The following is a 16,472-nucleotide window of genomic DNA, read 5'->3' as shown; positions in this document are numbered from 1 at the left end:
CCGCCGATGCTGCCAAAGTTCCCATCAGCCATCGCATCAAGAAATGCGCCTGGAACGACGACTATCTCATCAATGCCATCACTCATATGCGATAGCCCTGCCTTACAGGGGGAGATGGCCGGCAGGCCAGAGGGGGGTGCTGTCCCGCCAACATTTCTGATCGCCTACCAGTCCATCACCACCTTGCCGGAATTGCCGCTCTTCATCGCTTCGAAGCCGGAAACATAGTCGTCAATGCCGATGCGGTGGGTGATCAGGCCGCTGACATCGAGAGGACCCTGCACCAGCGCAATCATCTTGTACCAGGTCTCGAACATCTCGCGGCCGTAGATGCCCTTCAGATGCAGCATCTTGAAGATGACCTTGTTCCAGTCGATTTCGAAGCCGGTCGGCGCGATGCCGAGAATGGCGATCTTGCCGCCATTGTTCATGGTGTCGATCATGTCGCGGAAGGCAGGGGCTGCGCCCGACATTTCGAGGCCGACGTCAAAGCCCTCGGTCATGCCAAGCGCCGGCATCACGTCGCGCAGCTTTTCCTTCGATGCGTCGACGACATGCTGAACGCCAAGCTTTTTCGCCAGTGCCAGGCGCACCGGGTTGATATCGGTGATGACCACTTTTCGCGCGCCGACGCACTGCGCCACCAGTGCACCCATGATGCCGATAGGCCCGGCGCCGGTGACCAGCACGTCCTCGCCGACGAGATCAAAGGACAATGCGGTGTGAACAGCATTGCCTAAGGGATCGAAGATCGCCGCGATCTCGTCGGGCACGTCGTCGGGGATCGGCACCACATTGTGCTGCGGGATCGCCAGGTATTCGCCAAAGGCGCCCGGCCGGTTGACGCCGACGCCGAGCGTGTTGCGGCACAAATGCCCCCTGCCCGCCCGGCAGTTGCGGCAATGGCCGCAAACGATATGGCCTTCGCCGGAAACGCGCTGGCCGAGTTTGTACTCGGTCACCGCCGCACCGAAATCGGCGACGGTTCCGACAAATTCGTGGCCGGTAACCATCGGCACCGGCACGGTCTTTTGCGCCCACTGGTCCCAATTATAGATGTGGACGTCGGTGCCGCAGATCGCCGTCTTCCTGATCTTGATCAGCACGTCGTTGGGGCCGATCTCCGGCACCGGCACTTCTTCCATCCAGATGCCCGGCTCGGCCTTGGCCTTGACCAGCGCCTTCATCATGTTCGACATTCTTTTGTTCCCCAGAACCTTAGTCGCTTGAACCTCTTGATCCGGAATCGCTTTTCGGTTCCGGCCGTTCAGGAAATCACGCCGAGTTCCCGACCGACTGCGGCGAACGCCTCAACCGCGCGATCGATGTCTGCGCTGGAATGGGCGGCCGACATCTGCGTGCGGATGCGCGCCTGGCCCTTCGGCACCACCGGGAACGAGAAGCCGATGACATAGATGCCGCGCTTCAGCATCCGCGCCGCCATCTCCTGCGCCAGCGTCGCATCGCCAAGCATCACGGGGATGATCGGGTGGTCAGCGCCGGCCAGGGTGAAGCCGAGCTTGCCCATCTCGGACCGGAAATGCCCGGCATTGTCGTAGAGCCTCTTCCGCAATCCACCCCCGACTTTGATCAGTTCGAAGACCTTTATCGAGGCGCCGGCGATCGCCGGCATCAGCGTGTTGGAAAAAAGATAGGGCCGCGAGCGCTGGCGCAGCCAGTCGACCACCGGCTTCCTGCCCGACGTGTAGCCGCCCGACGCTCCGCCCAATGCCTTGCCGAGCGTACCGGTGATGATGTCCACCCTGCCCTCGACGCCACAATGTTCGGCCGAGCCACGGCCATTCCTGCCGACGAAACCAACTGCATGGCTGTCGTCGACCATCACCATCGCATCGTATTTGTCGGCGAGGTCGCAGACGCCCTTCAGATTGGCGATGGTGCCATCCATCGAGAACACGCCGTCGGTGGCGATCAGCCGGAACCGGCAGTCGCTCGCGTCTTTCAACCGCGCCTCCAGATCGGCCATGTCGTTGTTGGCGTAGCGGAAGCGCTTTGCCTTCGACAGCCGCACGCCGTCGATGATCGAGGCGTGGTTCAGCGCATCGGAGATGACCGCATCCTCCTCGCCGAGCAGCGTCTCGAACAGGCCGCCATTAGCATCGAAGCAGGAGCCGTAGAGGATAGTGTCCTCCATGCCGAGGAAATCAGAAATGGTCGCCTCGAGCTGCTTGTGTTCTTCCTGCGTGCCGCAGATGAAGCGCACCGACGCCATGCCGTAGCCGTAACGGTCGAGCGCCTGCTTGGCTGCTTCCCGCAGTTCGGCGCTGTCGGCGAGGCCGAGATAATTATTGGCGCAGAAATTCAGCACCTTCTCGCCGCCCACCTCGATCTCGGCCGATTGGGTCGAGGTTATCACCCGCTCGGATTTGTAGAGACCTGCCGATTTCAGTCCTTCAAGCTCGCTGTCGATGTGGGAAAGGAATGCTTCGGTCATGATCAGGCCCTGTTGAGATCGATGAGGACTGTCGCGCCGCGCGGACGAAAAATCCATCGCAAAAGCGACCGCTTCGGTGGCGGCAATGGCACGGCAGAGGCCACGATGTTCAAATGCAGAGGCGCCGCGAAAGATTGCAATAACCACTTTGCGGGTTTCCCGCCACGGTCGTCGCCGCCGGCCTGTTGCCATCCCAAAGCTGTTAACACTTTGAAGCCAAAGGTTGTCGCACAAGAATTCGTTGGCGAGAGGGCCGACTCGGAAAATGTCGCAGCAGCCGGTGCACGCCGTTTCGGGCAGGCTTATACTCCTGATCAAGTCCGGCTACTGGCTGGCTCTGCTGATCATAGCCGCCATGGTAGTGGCGTCCTTCATCCTGCTGCAACAGGTGATGGCGACCCAACGGCACAATCAGGCGCTGCTCGATATCGTCAGCACACAAAAAGCCCTGTCGCAGCGCATCGTCTTCCTTGCCGGCGCAACAGGCAGCGCCTCGCGCGATCAACAGCACGCCCTGGTTAGCGCGCTCAAGCAAGCGACAGTGGAGTTCGAGAAGAACTACGATCTGCTGCTCGAGCGGACCGCCGCCGATCCGGTGTCGCCGGCAAGATTCGATCCGAAATCGATCGAGAGCGTGCTTTTCGCCAAGCCGTACCATCTCGACTATTTCTCGGTCGGGCTTATCGCCAACGGCGAGCGTCTGATCTCTTCATTCGAATCGCGGCTCAACACGACCGGCAGCGGCGGCTACAAGGGCGGAGAGGAGCGCGTTAATCTGGACGCTTCCGTTGCCAACGCAACATTGTCGGGCTACGCAGCACTCGGCCAGCGCATCAGCGCCTACGCGGACCAGCGCTCCGAAAGGCTCCTCGATCTTCATCGCACATTGTTCCATTCGACCATCGGCGTCATCCTGCTGGTGGCACTTTTCATTTTCCGGCCGATGTCGAATGCCATCTTGCGCCGGACGCGCGAGCTGGTCGATGCACGCAATTCCATGGCCTTCATTGCCGTGCATGACGGGCTGACCGGCCTGCACAACCGTACCTTCCTGACCGACCATTTCGATACGTTCATCAGTGGTGCGCAGCGAAGGCGTGAGCGGGTCGCCGTAGTGCAGTTCGACCTCGACCGGTTCAAGCAGATCAACGACACGCTCGGCCACGCCGCTGGCGATTATGTGCTGGTGGTGGCCGCGCAGCGCATGCGCGATTCCTGCCGGACGTCGGATCTCAACGTGCGTCTCGGAGGCGACGAATTCGTTGTCGTCCTCAACGACGCCGGCAGCACCGCGGACATCGATATCGTCGCCAGACGCATGCTGGCCAAACTCAATGAGCCGGTCATCTTCCAAGGCACGACGATCCATCCAGGCGTAAGTGCCGGGATTGCGGTCTACCCCGTCGACGCCGACAATGCGCAGGACCTGCTCGTCCATGCCGATCTGGCACTCTATTCAGCCAAGAGGCAGGGCGGCGGCAGTTTGTCGTTCTTCTCCGATGAGCTGAGGCGCGAACTTGATAATCGCAAGCAGCTCGAACTCGACATCAGGATCGCCATCTCTGAGAAGGCGTTCGAAGTCTATTTCCAGCCGCAGGTGTCGCTGTCGGATGGCGCTATCAGTGGCATCGAGGCTTTGGTTCGCTGGAGGCATGCCGAGCGCGGCATGATCGCGCCGGGCGAGTTCATTCCGATCGCAGAAAAATGCGGCTTGATGCCCGAGATCGGCCGCATCGTTATTGCCAAGGCGATCGACGAAGCAGCCGAATGGAACCGCGCAGGCATCGCCTTCGGACGGATCGCCGTCAATGTGTCCGGCTCGGAGCTGCGCGAGACAGATTTCGAAGTCTTCCTGTTCGGTACGCTGGAGAGGGCTGGCCTGCCCGCGCACAAACTATCGCTGGAGATCGTCGAATCCGTTATTCTCGATGACGAGAAGACCGGTATCGCGGCAAAGCTGCGGCACATCCGCGCCGCCGGCATCCATCTTGAGCTCGATGATTTCGGCACCGGCTACGCATCGCTCAGCCATGTCAATCCAAACGAGATCGACCGGCTGAAGATCGATCGCCGTTTCGTCCAGAACATCAACGAGAACAGCGGCAACACCAAGATCGTGCGTGCCCTCACCGAGCTCGCCCGCGGTCTCGGCATCTCGATCGTCGCCGAGGGCGCCGAAACCGAAGCCGAGCTCGACTCGCTGATGGCGATCGGCTGCGACCAGGTGCAAGGCTATTCCATCGCTTTCCCGATGCCACCGGACAGGGTGCGCGAATGGCTGGTGGCCCGGGCGCCCAAGAAGGCCAGGCTGACGGTGCTGCAGGGCAGCCGGGCGTAGATCCGTCATGGTTCGGGCTTGCGAACCGACCTGATGAGCCGAGGCGGAAGGTCATCCTCATCACCGGGAAATGCTGCCAGCAATTGTCCAATGTTGGGCACACGCGCCAGTTTTTCGTAGTCCTGAAATGACAAAATGACCGCCTGCTTGCGGCCGCGCCGCGTGATGGCCGCCGGTTCTCCCGCGACGACCTGATCGAGCAGCGCCGAGAGTGTAGTCCTGGCATCCTTCAGCGAAATTTCGCGCATAGCGTTTTCCTAGCCTAATTCTAACCTTCGACATTGGCCCGCAGCGCGGCCAGCACCTGTGCAAACTCCGCCAACCTGTCGTCGGATAATCCCTTCCGCAGCCGCTTGTCGAAGGCTAACGCGGCGGTGCGCAATTTCAGGAACAGCGCTTCTCCGGCTTGGGTCAGCTCCACCTGGTGAACCCGGCGATTTTCGGGATCGCGGCGCCGTATCAGCAGGCCTTGCGTCTCCATGGCGTTGAGATGATGGGTCAGTGTTGCGCCCCGAATACCGATCATGCCGGCGAGCTCGCGTTGGTTGGCCAGCTCCCGCGACTTGACCGACAGCAAAGTCACCCAGACCGGCAGCGTGCCCCCCGCCTCGACCAGGGCAGCGTCGAAAGCCTGCGCGACCAGCTTGGCGGTGCGGGCGAGATTCATCCCGATCGGCGGGCGGTCAAAGGGCGTCATGATCCGACACTAGAACAAGGGCAAAGCCTATGGAACCGGCTCGAGCTTATGCGTTGACATCTAATCATTTGATATCTATCCATATGGTTAGCGGTGGGCAAGAGAGGAAATGCGGTCATGCAATATGTCTACATCATCGTCCTCGGCCTTCACGTCATGGCGGGTGTGTTCTGGGCCGGCACCACCATCGCGGTTGCCCGCGAACCGGAGATCCGGGCGGAACGTTTCTTCCGGCCGCAAATGGGCGCGGCCGGCGTGGTTTTCCTCACGGGTTTGCTGCTCTGGTATTTCTTCCACAACGGCTCCTTCGGCTCGATGGAGAAGGTCCTGGCGCTGGGCATCTTGACTGCCTTGATTGCCGCCGGGGTCCAGGGCGCACTGGTGGGTTCCGCCAGCAGGCAGTTGGCCGGCGCTGATGCGGCGACGCAAACCCAGTTGCGCGCGAAGATGACAAAAGGCGAACGCATCGCCGGCGGGCTGCTGGTCATCACCGTGTTCTGCATGGCTACCGCCAGGATGTTTTGAGCGGCCTGCCGCAATCGCAAGATCGTACGGTGTCCGGCCGCAAGCCGGCGGCGTGCGCGGCGCGCAGAACGAGCCGAAGTACCGTGGTGGCTCTCCGTACGGAGGTTCGGCTGCGCGCCACCAATCAATCCAAAATATTCCTCAGATTCGCAAGCCGAACCTGATGCCGTCATAGATGGCGGCGTGGATGTTGCGCGAGGCTACTGCATCGCCGATGCGGAAGAGCACGAAACCGGCGTGAGGATTGCGCACGGGAAAGATGTCGCCGCCATTGACCAGCTTTTCGTAGTCGATCGCGCCGGCGTTCTTCGACAGCGGCTTCAGCGCCAGATAGAGATCGTCGAGCGGCAGCGTGCCGTGCTCGACCACCACCTGGTCGACGCGGCGCTCTCCGCGCCAGCCATCAGCGAAGTCGGAGGCGAGCTCGGCGATCAGCTGGTTGCCCTCGCGCCGCACCGAACGCAGCCGTGTGTTGATGGTCACCGTGACACCCTTTTCCTGGAAGGCGCGCATGTAAGGCACATGGTTCATGCCGCCCATTTCCGGCGCGAAGAAGCGCTCTGGTGAAACCAGCTCCAGCCTGGCGCCGCTGTTGGCGATCAGTTCGGCAGCACCCATGCCCTGATGGCCGCCATTGTCGTCATAGAGCAGCACGTTCTCGGCCGGCTTGACGCTGCCGGCCATGATGTCCCAGCTCGAGGTGACGAGATCGTCGCCCGCAGTCAGAGGCGGGTTCTGCGGCAGGCCGCCGGTGGCGATCACCACCACGTCCGGCGACAGCGCCAGCACGTCGTCCTTCTCCGCCCAGGTGTCGTAGCGGATCTCGACGCCGAGCCGGTCCAGCTCGGCCAACCGCCAGTCGATGATGCCGATCAATTCCTTGCGGCGCGGGTTCTGCGTTGCCAGCCGCACTTGGCCGCCGGCCTGGCTCGATGCTTCCAGCACCGTTACCTGGTGCCCGCGCTCGGCGGCGACCCGCGCTGCCTCCAGCCCGCCGGCGCCGGCGCCGACCACGACCACCTTTCGCTTCGGTCCCTCGGTTTTCGGGATGATATGCGGGATATCAGCCTCGCGGCCCGTTGCCGCATTGTGGATGCACAGCGCCTCACCGCCCTCATAGATGCGGTCGAGGCAGTAGGTTGCACCGACGCAAGGACGTATCTCGTGCTCGCGGCCCTCCATCACTTTTTTGACGATGTGCGGGTCGGCGATATGGGCGCGCGTCATGCCGACCATGTCGAGCTTGCCGGTGGCGATGGCGTAACGCGCGGTGGCGACGTCGGAAATCCGCGCAGCATGGAAGGTCGGGAATTTCGTCGCCGCCCTCACCTCGCCGGCGAAGTCGAGATGCGGCGACGACCGCATGCCGGTCACCGGAATGACTTTTGTCAGCGCGGCATCAGTCTCGATCGAGCCACGGATGATGTTGAGGAAATCGACCTTGCCGGAGCCGGCCAGCCGCCTGGCGATTTCGACGCCTTCCTGTTTCGACAGGCCTTTCTCGAAATCCTCGTCGGCGACCATGCGGATGCCGACGACGAACTTTTCGCCGACCGCGGCACGCACCGCATCGAGCACCATTCCGGTGAAGCGCAGCCGGTTGTCGAGCGAGCCGCCGAAATCGTCGTCGCGCTGGTTGGTGGCCGGCGACCAGAAGCCGTCCATCAGGTGGCCGTAGGCCTCGAATTCGATGCCGTCGAGGCCGGCAGCCTGGCAGCGCTGGGCGGCCGCCGCGTAGTCGGCGACGATGCGCTCGATATCCCAGTCCTCGATAATCTTGGGAAAGGCGCGATGCGCCGGTTCGCGCACCGGCGAAGCCGACAGCACCGGCAGCCAGTCGGCCTTGTTCCAGCCGGTGCGGCGGCCGAGATGGGTGATCTGGATCATCACCTTGCAGTCATGCTCGTGGCAGGCATCGGTAAGCTCGGCGAGCCACGGCACGATGCGGTCGTCATAGACATGCAGATTGCCGAAGGCGGCCGGGCTGTCGCGCGAGACGATCGCCGAGCCGGCGGTCATGGTCAGCGCCATGCCGCCCTTGGCCTTTTCGGCATGGTAGAGCCGGTACCGCTCCTTTGGCATGCCGTCCTCAGAATAGGCCGGCTCATGGCTGGTCGACATCACCCGGTTCTTCAGCGTCAGATGCTTGAGCTGATAGGGCTGGAGGAGCGGGTCGTTGCTAGTCATCGTCTTCCTGCTGTTTCAAATTGTGCTAATGAGCGGCAAATTTTTGTTTTTACGCATGTCGCTATCCCAAAATCGCTGCGCAGTTTTGGGCGACATGCAGCAAGGAACCTGCTCATGACCGATACGAAAAACCTCACCCAGCTCGGCACCAACGTCGAGGCGCCACAGAGCCCTGAAGCGGCAGTCCTGGAAACCGTGCCATTTTCGCGCGGCGACGGCCCGCCGGCCATCGTTCGCTTCACCTGCCCGGAATTCACTTCGCTCTGCCCGGTCACCGGCCAGCCGGACTTCGCCCATATCGTCGTCGACTACGCACCCGATGCGCTGCTGGTGGAATCGAAGTCGCTCAAGCTGTTCATGACCTCGTTTCGCAACCATGGCGCGTTCCACGAAGAATGCACCGTCATGATCGGCCGCCGCATCATCGCCGCGACCAAGCCATTGTGGTTGCGCATCGGCGGCTACTGGTATCCGCGCGGCGGCATTCCGATCGACGTGTTCTGGCAGACGGGCGCCCCGCCGGAAGGTGTGTGGCTGCCCGACACCGGCGTCGCCCCCTATCGCGGGCGCGGGTGAGCCTGAGTTTCTGAGGAAAATACGTTGCATCAGTTGAGCGGGAGCCGCCGGTAGCGGCCGGGATTGTTCGGGTCGCTGAAATGGCCCATCGGCCCGTGTTCGGCGAAGTGGCCCGCCCAGCGTTTCATCGCAGCCGGATCGAGTTCGACGCCCAGCCCGTCACCCTCCGGCACGCGCACCGTATTGCCCGTCTGGCGGAAAGGACCGTCCTTGATGACATCGCCGATCTGCCAGCGAAACAGCGACTGCGATGCTTCGGTGATCCACGGTGTCGCCGCCACGACGTGCAGATAAGCCGATGTCATGATGCCGAGATCGTTCGAATAGCACCAGAACCCCTTGCCCATCGCCTCACAGGCGGCGATGAATTTCAGAGTTTTCGACAATCCGCCGAGTGCTGCGAAATTGCAGACGAAGTAATCCGGCGCACCGAGCGCGACTGCCCGTCTGAGATCCGGGATGTGCGTGGAGAACGGAATGCGCGAATGCTGGCGCAGCGCTGCCATCTCCTCGAAGGTCGCGACCGGATCCTCGTAATTGCGGATGTTGAACGGCTCGATCTCGCGCAGTACCCAGCGCGCTGTGGTCAGCGACCACTGCATGTTGGAATCGAGTTTGATCTGCGCCTTATCGCCAAGCGCCTCGCGCAGCATGCGCACTGTCCTGATCTCGAGCTCGGGATCGCCCATGATCAGCTTGCCCTCGAAGATCGTCGAGCCGTGCTGTTCTCGCATGCCGAGACAATAGTCGACGATCGCTTCGGCGGTCATCTCGCCGCCGGCTCCGCCTTGAGCGGGGCGAAAGGCGAAATATTCCGAAAACGGAATGTCCTTGCGCACCGCGCCGCCGAGCAGCTTATAGAGCGGCATGCCGAAGACCTTGCCTCTTATATCCCAGAGCGCCAGTTCGATGGCGCCGAACGCCACCGTGGCTGCGTTCTCGCCGGTGTTGGCGGTGATCTGCCAGGGCGGCACACAGCGCGCCTCGCAGTCGGCGATGTCGAGCGGATCGGCGCCAATCAGCGCCGGCGCGATCTCGGCCTTGATCACCTCGCCGAAATGCCACCATGGCGCCTCGCCCAGTCCGACCACGCCTTCGTCCGTCTCGACCTCGATGATCGATTTCGAGGCGCCGCCGTAGAGACCAGCCGTCCACCAGAACGGAGCATCGAGCGGGACGTTGACGTGGGTGACGCGGATGTTGCTGATCTTCATCGGTTCCGTTCTCACTCACACTGGTATTGGCTGAGCGCCCATTCGCCTGTCACCGAGAGCAGGTCCGATATCTTCCAGTCGCCGTCGACCTTTTTGAGCTTCCATTCCAGCCGGTGCGGATTGCCGGAGGCGACGAAAGCGACAACGACCTTGGCCTGGTCGCCCTTGACCGCTTCGATGGTCTTCAGGCTCTTGTCGATCTCCGCCTCGTCGTATTCGGCATTGTCGAGCGCCATGTTGGGATCGAGGCACTCGCCCTGCCCCGACTTCCGCAGCGCGTCGCTCTTGTCCAGCACCGACTTTGCCGGATCGGTGAAATGGCCCCGCTGAGCCGGATCGACCTCGAGCCTGGCATGCTCGTAGAACGGCTTCACCACCGCCGTCGGCGAGCCCGGCTGCACGGGTGCGGCCGGTGCGTTTTCTGCCGGCGACTCTGCCGGCGGAGGTGCCGCGTTGTCGGCCGGCGCGTCTGCGGGCGGCGCGCCCAACAGGCCCTGAGCGGCGGCGCTGCTCAATCCGGCCAGCAGGCACGCAGTCGCCAGAACCCAGGGACGGCAGCGGAGCACGGCATCACTCCGGGGTCTGCCCGGCCAGACATTCGAGCGCACTCAGCGTCCAGCCGCTGGTCTTCGAGGTGATGTCGGCGACCTTCCACTGGCCATCGATCTTCCTGAGTGACCAGACCATTTCGCGTTTGGAATCATCGCCTTCCGGGAAAAGGCTGAACGTCGCCGTCACCTCGGCGCTGTCGCCATCCAGCGTTTCGGCCAGCGTCAGCGTCTTGGCCACGGTCTTCTCGTCATAGTCCTGCGCATCGAGACCAGGGGCGAAGTCGATGCAGGGAACTTCATCCGGATGGTTCTTTGCCGCGTTGTCGTTCAGTTCGAACAGTTTCGTCACCGGCGCGGTGAAGCGGTCGCGATATTGCGCATCGGCCTCGAATTTGACCGACGGGACATAGAAGAACTTCACGGCGTTGGCAGCAGGGCCGGCAAACGCGGCCGCCGGCAAGGCCATCGAAAGCGCGGCAACAAAAAGTGGCAGTTTCATGCGTGTCCCCGATTGTTCACTGACGGAAGCTATCAGTACCACGCATCTTGCCTGTCGGCTTTCTTGCGGTCCATGAAATCCTGCAACGCGTCCTCTGCTGGCAACTCAGGCGTTCAGCCAGACGTTCTGGAGATCCATCTCGAAGGTTTGGTGGACAGCGTAGTTCTTCACCTTCTCGTTCATGTGGCTGAACAGCTTCTGCCAAAACGGCTGAATGATGACGCCCGAATCCTGGAGGATCTGCTCGATGTCCTTCATGACCTCGCGGCGCTTTTCCACGTCGATGAGCGAGAGAGCCTGCTTGAGCTTGGCGTCGAAATCAGGATTCGAGTAGCCGGTTTCGTTCCAGGCCTCGCCGGTGCGATAGCCCAGCGCCAACACCTGGACGCCAAGCGGGCGCATGTACCAAATGGTCATGGAATAAGGATATTTGGTCCAGTCGTTCCAGAAAGTCGAACCCGGCAGCACGGTGCGCTTCACCTTGATCCCGGCGTCGCGCAACTGGCCGGCAATAGCGTCGCCGGTATTCTTTTGCCAATCGTCCTCGACGGTGATCAGTTCATGCTCGAAGTCGGCCTGCTTGGCCTCGGCCATCAGCTTCTTGGCGCCCGCGGCGTCACGTGTCTTCTTGGGCAGCGCGAAGTATTCCGGATGAATCGGGCTGACGTGATGGTTTTCACCAACAGTCCCTCGCCCGGCATAGCCAAGTTCGAGCACCGCCTGGTTGTCGACGGCCATTTGCAGGGCGTTGCGGACGCGCTTGTCGTCGTAGGGCTTGTGCGTGACGTTGGTCCGGGCAACGAGCGTGGTCGCTGTCGCGACCTCCGATTTTACCAGCCCCATCTTATCGAGGATGTCTATGAAGTCGGCGGGCGTCTCGAAGTTGAGATCGATTTCGCCGGAGTCGAATGCATTTATCGACGCGTTGAAATCGGTTCCGTAGTCGATGAATTCGACGCCGTCGAGAAGCGCTTCACCGCCCCACCATTTGCCAGTCTCCCGACGCTTGACGACCGCTTTCTGGCCGACCGAATAGGACACCAGTTCGAACGGCCCGGTGCCGATCGGCTTCTCGATCGGATTGGCGCCGTCGGCGTCGAAGTTGCGATGGACCACGAGCGCTGGATAATCGGTGAAGTTCGGGATCAGCGAGATGTCCGGTTCGTTCAGCTTCAGCTTGACCGTGTTGTCGTCGACCTTGGTGATCGCGCCATCCCTGGCCTTGCCGGTTTTTGCGTCGATCAGCGCACCGACGCGCGCGGCCATGGAATTGCCGGCGGCAGCCTTTTCGCACCAGCGCGTCAGATTGTAGGCCACATCATCGGCGCCGAAAGCATCGCCGTTGTTCCAGGTGATGCCCTTGCGCACATGCAGCACATATTCGGTGGCGTCGTCATTGACCTCCCAGCTTTCGAGCAAAACCGGCTCGAATGTGAACTGGCGGGTGTAGCGGACAAGCGGCTCCAGCCAGCAGCGTGAAATGTTCGCAAGTTCCACCCAGTCGTAGGTGCGCGGGTCCTTTTGTGCCTTCACCGACATCGAAACATGCAGCGTTCCGCCTTTCTTCGGCTCTTCAGCCAAAGCCTGTTCCGGCACAGCAAGACCGATCATGCCGTAAGCAAGAGCTGTCGATGCGCCGAAAGCGCTTGCCAGAGCCAGAAACTCGCGCCGATCCACATGACCTGCACGCGCTTCGCTGGCCATCGCTTCGATGGCGCTCGGCACGCGATCACCATTGCTTCTGAAGAGTGTCATTTTTTCCTCCGTTATGGTTCCCATCGGGTCTTCGCCCGTTATCAACTAACGCTGTCCGGTAGTTTCTCCTCGCGCCGCGCAATCAAATCTTTGAGACCATCGGCGATGCCCTCATCGAGCTTCGGCTCCTCATAATCGGCGAGCATGTTGCGCGCTTTCTCGCGGCCGCGGGTGTCGTGGTCCTTTGCTCCTTCCGCCTTCCACTGTTCGAACGAATTGAAGTCCATGATGCTCGGTATGAAGAAGGCGGACTCGAAATGCTGGAGCGTGTGTTGGGTGCCGAGGAAATGGCCCTGCGGTCCGACCTCGCGGATAGCCGCCATAGCCTCCTTGAAATCGTCGAATGGCAGCCCGCCAGCATATTTGTACCAGCCGACAAGCTGCTCGCAGTCGGTGGCAAATTTCGAATAGCCGCAGGTCAGGCCGGCCTCGAGCCAACCGGCGGAGTGCCAGATGTAGTTGGCGCCGGCAAGGATGGCGGCATGCATCAGCATGTTCGCCTCGTAGCCCGCCTGGGCGTCGTTCAGCTTCGAACCGACATGGAAACCGGACGTGCGCCACGGCAGCCGATACTTCCGCGCCAGCGCGCCCATGAGATACATCATCTGGGCCGCCTCCGGCGTGCCGCCCATGGGAGCGCCGGTCTTCATGTCGACCGTCACCATGAACTGTCCGTAGATCTGCGGCGAACCCGGACGCAAGAGCTGTGTGAACGCGACGCCCGCCAGCGCTTCGGCATTGACCTGCGCGACCGCACCGACTGCAGAGGCCGAAGTCGAGGCGCCGCAAAGGGCGAAGGGCGCGAGGATCAGCGGCTGGTTGTGGCGCGCATAGACTTTCATCGCGTCCAGCATGGTGGCATCCCAGACCAGCGGCGAATTGCAGTTGGTGATCGCCACCAGGACCGGGTTGTCGCGGACATAGTCCTCGCCGAACACGATGCCTGCCATCGCCATCGTGTCTTCGGCTCGATCTTTGGAGGTCACGATGCCCATGAACGGCTTGTCGGAGTGCTTCAGCGCGGAATGGATGATGTGGAGGTGACGCTTCGGCACCGCGATTTCCATCGGCTCGCAGATGATCGAGCTCGACGAATGCAGCGCCGGCGCCATGTAGGCGAGCTTGTGGAAATTGTTGAGGTCGGCGAGTGTGCCGTAGCGCCTGTTGTTGTCGAGGTCGCGCACATAAGGCGCCCCGTACATCGGCACGAAGATGGAGTTGTTGCCACCCACACGTACGGAACGCTGGGGATTCCTCGCATTGAGCGTGAACTCCGACGGGACCTTCGAGACGAGGTCCATCAGCAGGGCGCGGTCGATCCGGACCCTTGTCTCGGAGACATCGGCGCCCGCCGCCTTCCACATTGCGATAGCCTCGTCGTCGCGGAACTCGCATCCTACCTCTTCGAGGATGCTGAGCGACTCCTGGTGGATGAGCTCCACCGCCTCGTCCGGGACCATCTGATACACCGGAATCTTGCGAACCAGGGTCGGAAATGACGTTACGGGAGCTCCCCGCAGCGCCTTGCGCCCCAGGCGGCCACCCGCGCGACGATTGGTATGTTCGCTCACTTCAACGGCCGGTGCGTTCATGGAGGCTCCATCTTCCTGTCTCGATCAATCTAGCCAGACAAAATGCAGCTGTGACGCTGGAAAATCCTGATCTCTTGTATAAGCTCAGCTTATGCGAAGCTTGCGCCATCTGCTGCCCTCGGCCGGCAGCCTGATCGTTTTCGAGGCCGCCGGCCGGCTGTCGAGCTTTACCGCCGCCGGGCGGGAGCTCGGCATGACGCAGGCTGCCGTCTCCTATGCGATCCGTGGGCTCGAGGAGCAGCTCGGCGCCAAACTCTTCCAGCGCCGCCACCGGCAAGTCAGCCTTACCGAGGCCGGCGATCGCTTTCACGCCGACGTCTCGCTCGGCCTGTCGCACATCCGCAAGTCGGCGGAAGATCTGCGCCAGATCGCCGTCGGCGCTCACGTGACGCTCGCCGCCTCGACCGCATTCGCCTCGTTCTGGATGATGCCGCGCCTGCAGCAGTTTCGCGACGAACTGCCGGGCATCGACCTGCGCATCCAGACCGCGGACCGCGATCTCGACATCATCGCCGAAGACATTCCGCTCGGCGTCCGCGGCGGCGAGCCCAAGGAATGGCCGGATTATCATTCGCTGCCGCTGGCCGATGAAGTGATATTCCCCGTCGCCGGCGTTAGTTATGTGGCCCGGTTCGGGCTGCCGGCGAACGTGAAGGACCTTCCATCGCATCGTCTCATTCATCTCGAAGAGCCGTTTCGCGAGGCCGCCAGCTGGGACGAATGGTTCGCCTCGGCCGGTGTCGACATCGCCGATGCCGGGCGTGGCTTGCGCATCAACGACTATGCGCTGGTGATCCAGGCAGTCATGGAAGGGCAAGGCATCGCGCTCGGCTGGGGTCATCTCGCCGAGCGGCTGCTGGCATCAGGGCTGCTGGTGCGCGTCACCGGCCACACAATGACGACCGGCAAGGGCTTTCATGTCATCTGGTCGAGGAACCGCGAGCTCAGCGACAACGCCCGCAAGGTGCGGGACTGGCTGGCGGCGCAAGCGTGAGGCTATCCCACAATGCCCGGTCAAACCGTCACGACGATCTTGCCGAATTGTTCGTTCGACTCGAGATAACGATGCGCCTCGACGATCTGATCAAACGGAAAGGTTCTAGCGATTGCGGGCTTCAGCGAACCCGATTTCAGTCCATCAAGGATGAATGTCTTGGCGGCCTGTAGCCGGGCCGGATCGCGCACGATCTCGTGGACGAGATAGCCGCGCAGCGTCAGCGTCTTGCCTAGCACTGCAGGTAACGGAAAAGGTGTCGGGTCGGGGCTCAAGCCGCCATATTCGATGAGAATGCCACCCAGTGCCATCGCTGCCGTCAGAGGCTCGAAGATCGGCCCGCCGACCGCGTCGAACACCACGCGCACGCCGTCCGGGCCGGCGATTTCCTTCAACCTGGCTTCCAGATCCACCTCTGCCGAGGCGATGACGTGGGCCGCGCCGAACTGAAGCAAAGCCCGCGTCTTGGCAGATGTCCGTGTGACCGCGATCGGGGTCGCGCCAACCAGGTTGGCAATCTGGATCGCCGCCAGTCCGACGCTGCTCGACGCGGCAGTGATAACGACAAAGTCTTCCCTGCCGAGTTTGGCAATGTCGATCAGCGCCCCGTAGGCGGTGAGATATTGCATCCACGCAGCGGCGGCCTCTTCCCAGCTCAGCGATGGTGGATGCTTGACGACGAGCTCGGCGGGATATGTGGCAATCTCACCATAGGCAGGCCAGCGGGCCATCGACACTGGCGGCACGATGCTGACGGCATCGCCCGGCGCAAACCCGTCCACGCCTTCGCCGACCGTTTCGACGAGGCCAGCGGCCTCAAGCCCAAGACCGGAAGGCAACGGCGCGGTTTGGATATATCTGCCTGAACGCAGCAACGCCTCGGCCCGGTTCAGACCCAACGCCTTGACACGGATCTGGATCTCGCCTCGTCCCGGCGCAGGCATGTCGACATTCTCGATGCGCAGAACCTCGGGACCACCCAGCTCATAAAAACGAACGACACGCGCCATCGGTCACAACTCCAAAATATTTGCACTGAATGTGCTATGCCAGCGGCAATCAGGCGGATAAATAGCCGCTTGAGTAGAT

General features: G+C 61.9%; 15 protein-coding genes. 4 read left to right on the top strand and 11 right to left on the bottom strand.

All coding sequences use genetic code 11. From position 1 onward, the window contains the following. Positions 1 to 164: 164 nt before the first annotated feature. Positions 165 to 1,199 carry an L-threonine 3-dehydrogenase gene (gene tdh, locus NKH71_RS29330; RefSeq protein WP_023717188.1) on the bottom strand — a complete coding sequence of 345 codons (1,035 nt, stop codon included), beginning with the start codon at positions 1,197 to 1,199 and terminating at the stop codon, positions 165 to 167. 68 nt (positions 1,200 to 1,267) lie between these two features. Next, positions 1,268 to 2,455, bottom strand: a complete 1,188-nt coding sequence (locus NKH71_RS29325; protein ID WP_352791201.1) for a glycine C-acetyltransferase — start codon at positions 2,453 to 2,455, stop codon at positions 1,268 to 1,270. A 265-nt stretch (positions 2,456 to 2,720) separates the two neighbouring features. Between NKH71_RS29325 and NKH71_RS29320 the strand changes: the two genes are divergently transcribed. Beyond that, positions 2,721 to 4,793, top strand: coding sequence for a putative bifunctional diguanylate cyclase/phosphodiesterase (locus NKH71_RS29320; protein ID WP_023717186.1), 2,073 nt, complete (start codon positions 2,721 to 2,723; stop codon positions 4,791 to 4,793). A gap of 5 nt (positions 4,794 to 4,798) precedes the next feature. Here the strand turns inward: NKH71_RS29320 and NKH71_RS29315 are convergent, their stop codons facing one another. Continuing rightward, the gene (locus NKH71_RS29315) at positions 4,799 to 5,041 is read right to left on the bottom strand and encodes a type II toxin-antitoxin system Phd/YefM family antitoxin (protein WP_023717185.1); all 243 of its coding nucleotides are present in this window, start codon (positions 5,039 to 5,041) and stop codon (positions 4,799 to 4,801) included. A 20-nt stretch (positions 5,042 to 5,061) separates the two neighbouring features. After that, entirely contained in the window at positions 5,062 to 5,490 is a 429-nt protein-coding gene (locus NKH71_RS29310) for a MarR family winged helix-turn-helix transcriptional regulator (RefSeq protein WP_023717184.1), read from the bottom strand. A gap of 117 nt (positions 5,491 to 5,607) precedes the next feature. Here NKH71_RS29310 and NKH71_RS29305 point away from each other — a divergent pair, with 117 nt between their 5' ends. Then, on the top strand, positions 5,608 to 6,015 hold the full coding sequence (locus NKH71_RS29305) for a hypothetical protein (protein ID WP_023717183.1): 408 nt from the start codon (positions 5,608 to 5,610) through the stop codon (positions 6,013 to 6,015). A 141-nt stretch (positions 6,016 to 6,156) separates the two neighbouring features. On the opposite strand, the gene NKH71_RS29300 is transcribed toward NKH71_RS29305, so the two are convergent. Further along, positions 6,157 to 8,202 (bottom strand): oxidoreductase, encoded by a 2,046-nt coding sequence (locus NKH71_RS29300; RefSeq protein ID WP_352481281.1) that lies wholly within the window; start codon positions 8,200 to 8,202, stop codon positions 6,157 to 6,159. 114 nt (positions 8,203 to 8,316) lie between these two features. Between NKH71_RS29300 and queF the strand changes: the two genes are divergently transcribed. Next, entirely contained in the window at positions 8,317 to 8,778 is a 462-nt protein-coding gene (gene queF, locus NKH71_RS29295; protein ID WP_023717181.1) for a preQ(1) synthase, read from the top strand. A gap of 29 nt (positions 8,779 to 8,807) precedes the next feature. Here queF and NKH71_RS29290 read toward each other — a convergent pair whose 3' ends face one another. The 5 genes from NKH71_RS29290 to NKH71_RS29270 all read right to left on the bottom strand — a co-directional run bounded on the left by NKH71_RS29290 (position 8,808) and on the right by NKH71_RS29270 (position 14,389). After that, positions 8,808 to 9,992 (bottom strand): mandelate racemase/muconate lactonizing enzyme family protein, encoded by a 1,185-nt coding sequence (locus tag NKH71_RS29290; RefSeq protein ID WP_023717180.1) that lies wholly within the window; start codon positions 9,990 to 9,992, stop codon positions 8,808 to 8,810. Positions 9,993 to 10,003: 11 nt separating this feature from the next. Beyond that, positions 10,004 to 10,558, bottom strand: a complete 555-nt coding sequence (locus NKH71_RS29285; RefSeq protein ID WP_051409602.1) for a hypothetical protein — start codon at positions 10,556 to 10,558, stop codon at positions 10,004 to 10,006. Between the two features lie 4 nt (positions 10,559 to 10,562). Continuing rightward, entirely contained in the window at positions 10,563 to 11,042 is a 480-nt protein-coding gene (locus tag NKH71_RS29280; protein ID WP_023717178.1) for a DUF3828 domain-containing protein, read from the bottom strand. A gap of 105 nt (positions 11,043 to 11,147) precedes the next feature. Next, the gene (locus tag NKH71_RS29275; protein ID WP_352791203.1) at positions 11,148 to 12,797 is read right to left on the bottom strand and encodes an ABC transporter substrate-binding protein; all 1,650 of its coding nucleotides are present in this window, start codon (positions 12,795 to 12,797) and stop codon (positions 11,148 to 11,150) included. A gap of 41 nt (positions 12,798 to 12,838) precedes the next feature. Then, the gene (locus NKH71_RS29270) at positions 12,839 to 14,389 is read right to left on the bottom strand and encodes a trimethylamine methyltransferase family protein (RefSeq protein WP_352895675.1); all 1,551 of its coding nucleotides are present in this window, start codon (positions 14,387 to 14,389) and stop codon (positions 12,839 to 12,841) included. Between the two features lie 91 nt (positions 14,390 to 14,480). Between NKH71_RS29270 and NKH71_RS29265 the strand changes: the two genes are divergently transcribed. After that, complete coding sequence (locus NKH71_RS29265) at positions 14,481 to 15,383, top strand: LysR substrate-binding domain-containing protein (RefSeq protein WP_023717175.1); 903 nt, start codon at positions 14,481 to 14,483, stop codon at positions 15,381 to 15,383. A 20-nt stretch (positions 15,384 to 15,403) separates the two neighbouring features. On the opposite strand, the gene NKH71_RS29260 is transcribed toward NKH71_RS29265, so the two are convergent. Further along, positions 15,404 to 16,393, bottom strand: coding sequence for a zinc-dependent alcohol dehydrogenase family protein (locus NKH71_RS29260; protein ID WP_352791204.1), 990 nt, complete (start codon positions 16,391 to 16,393; stop codon positions 15,404 to 15,406). Positions 16,394 to 16,472 lie beyond the last annotated feature (79 nt).

It is taken from the genome of Mesorhizobium sp. M0983, assembly GCF_040318975.1.
GTDB lineage: Bacteria > Pseudomonadota > Alphaproteobacteria > Rhizobiales > Rhizobiaceae > Mesorhizobium.
Note: the sequence above shows the minus strand (reverse complement) of the source record. Positions and strands in the feature narration are given on the sequence as shown.

Excerpts from the sequence above, each read along its gene's own strand:
- NKH71_RS29315 (WP_023717185.1), bottom strand. The coding sequence starts at position 5,041 with ATGCGCGAAATTTCGCTGAAGGATGCCAGGACTACACTCTCGGCGCTG.
- NKH71_RS29275 (WP_352791203.1), bottom strand. The coding sequence starts at position 12,797 with ATGACACTCTTCAGAAGCAATGGTGATCGCGTGCCGAGCGCCATCGAA.
- NKH71_RS29325 (WP_352791201.1), bottom strand. The coding sequence starts at position 2,455 with ATGACCGAAGCATTCCTTTCCCACATCGACAGCGAGCTTGAAGGACTG.
- queF (WP_023717181.1), top strand. The coding sequence starts at position 8,317 with ATGACCGATACGAAAAACCTCACCCAGCTCGGCACCAACGTCGAGGCG.
- NKH71_RS29280 (WP_023717178.1), bottom strand. The coding sequence starts at position 11,042 with ATGAAACTGCCACTTTTTGTTGCCGCGCTTTCGATGGCCTTGCCGGCG.
- NKH71_RS29290 (WP_023717180.1), bottom strand. The coding sequence starts at position 9,992 with ATGAAGATCAGCAACATCCGCGTCACCCACGTCAACGTCCCGCTCGAT.
- NKH71_RS29300 (WP_352481281.1), bottom strand. The coding sequence starts at position 8,202 with ATGACTAGCAACGACCCGCTCCTCCAGCCCTATCAGCTCAAGCATCTG.
- NKH71_RS29310 (WP_023717184.1), bottom strand. The coding sequence starts at position 5,490 with ATGACGCCCTTTGACCGCCCGCCGATCGGGATGAATCTCGCCCGCACC.
- NKH71_RS29320 (WP_023717186.1), top strand. The coding sequence starts at position 2,721 with ATGTCGCAGCAGCCGGTGCACGCCGTTTCGGGCAGGCTTATACTCCTG.
- NKH71_RS29270 (WP_352895675.1), bottom strand. The coding sequence starts at position 14,389 with ATGAACGCACCGGCCGTTGAAGTGAGCGAACATACCAATCGTCGCGCG.
- NKH71_RS29265 (WP_023717175.1), top strand. The coding sequence starts at position 14,481 with ATGCGAAGCTTGCGCCATCTGCTGCCCTCGGCCGGCAGCCTGATCGTT.
- NKH71_RS29260 (WP_352791204.1), bottom strand. The coding sequence starts at position 16,393 with ATGGCGCGTGTCGTTCGTTTTTATGAGCTGGGTGGTCCCGAGGTTCTG.
- tdh (WP_023717188.1), bottom strand. The coding sequence starts at position 1,199 with ATGTCGAACATGATGAAGGCGCTGGTCAAGGCCAAGGCCGAGCCGGGC.
- NKH71_RS29305 (WP_023717183.1), top strand. The coding sequence starts at position 5,608 with ATGCAATATGTCTACATCATCGTCCTCGGCCTTCACGTCATGGCGGGT.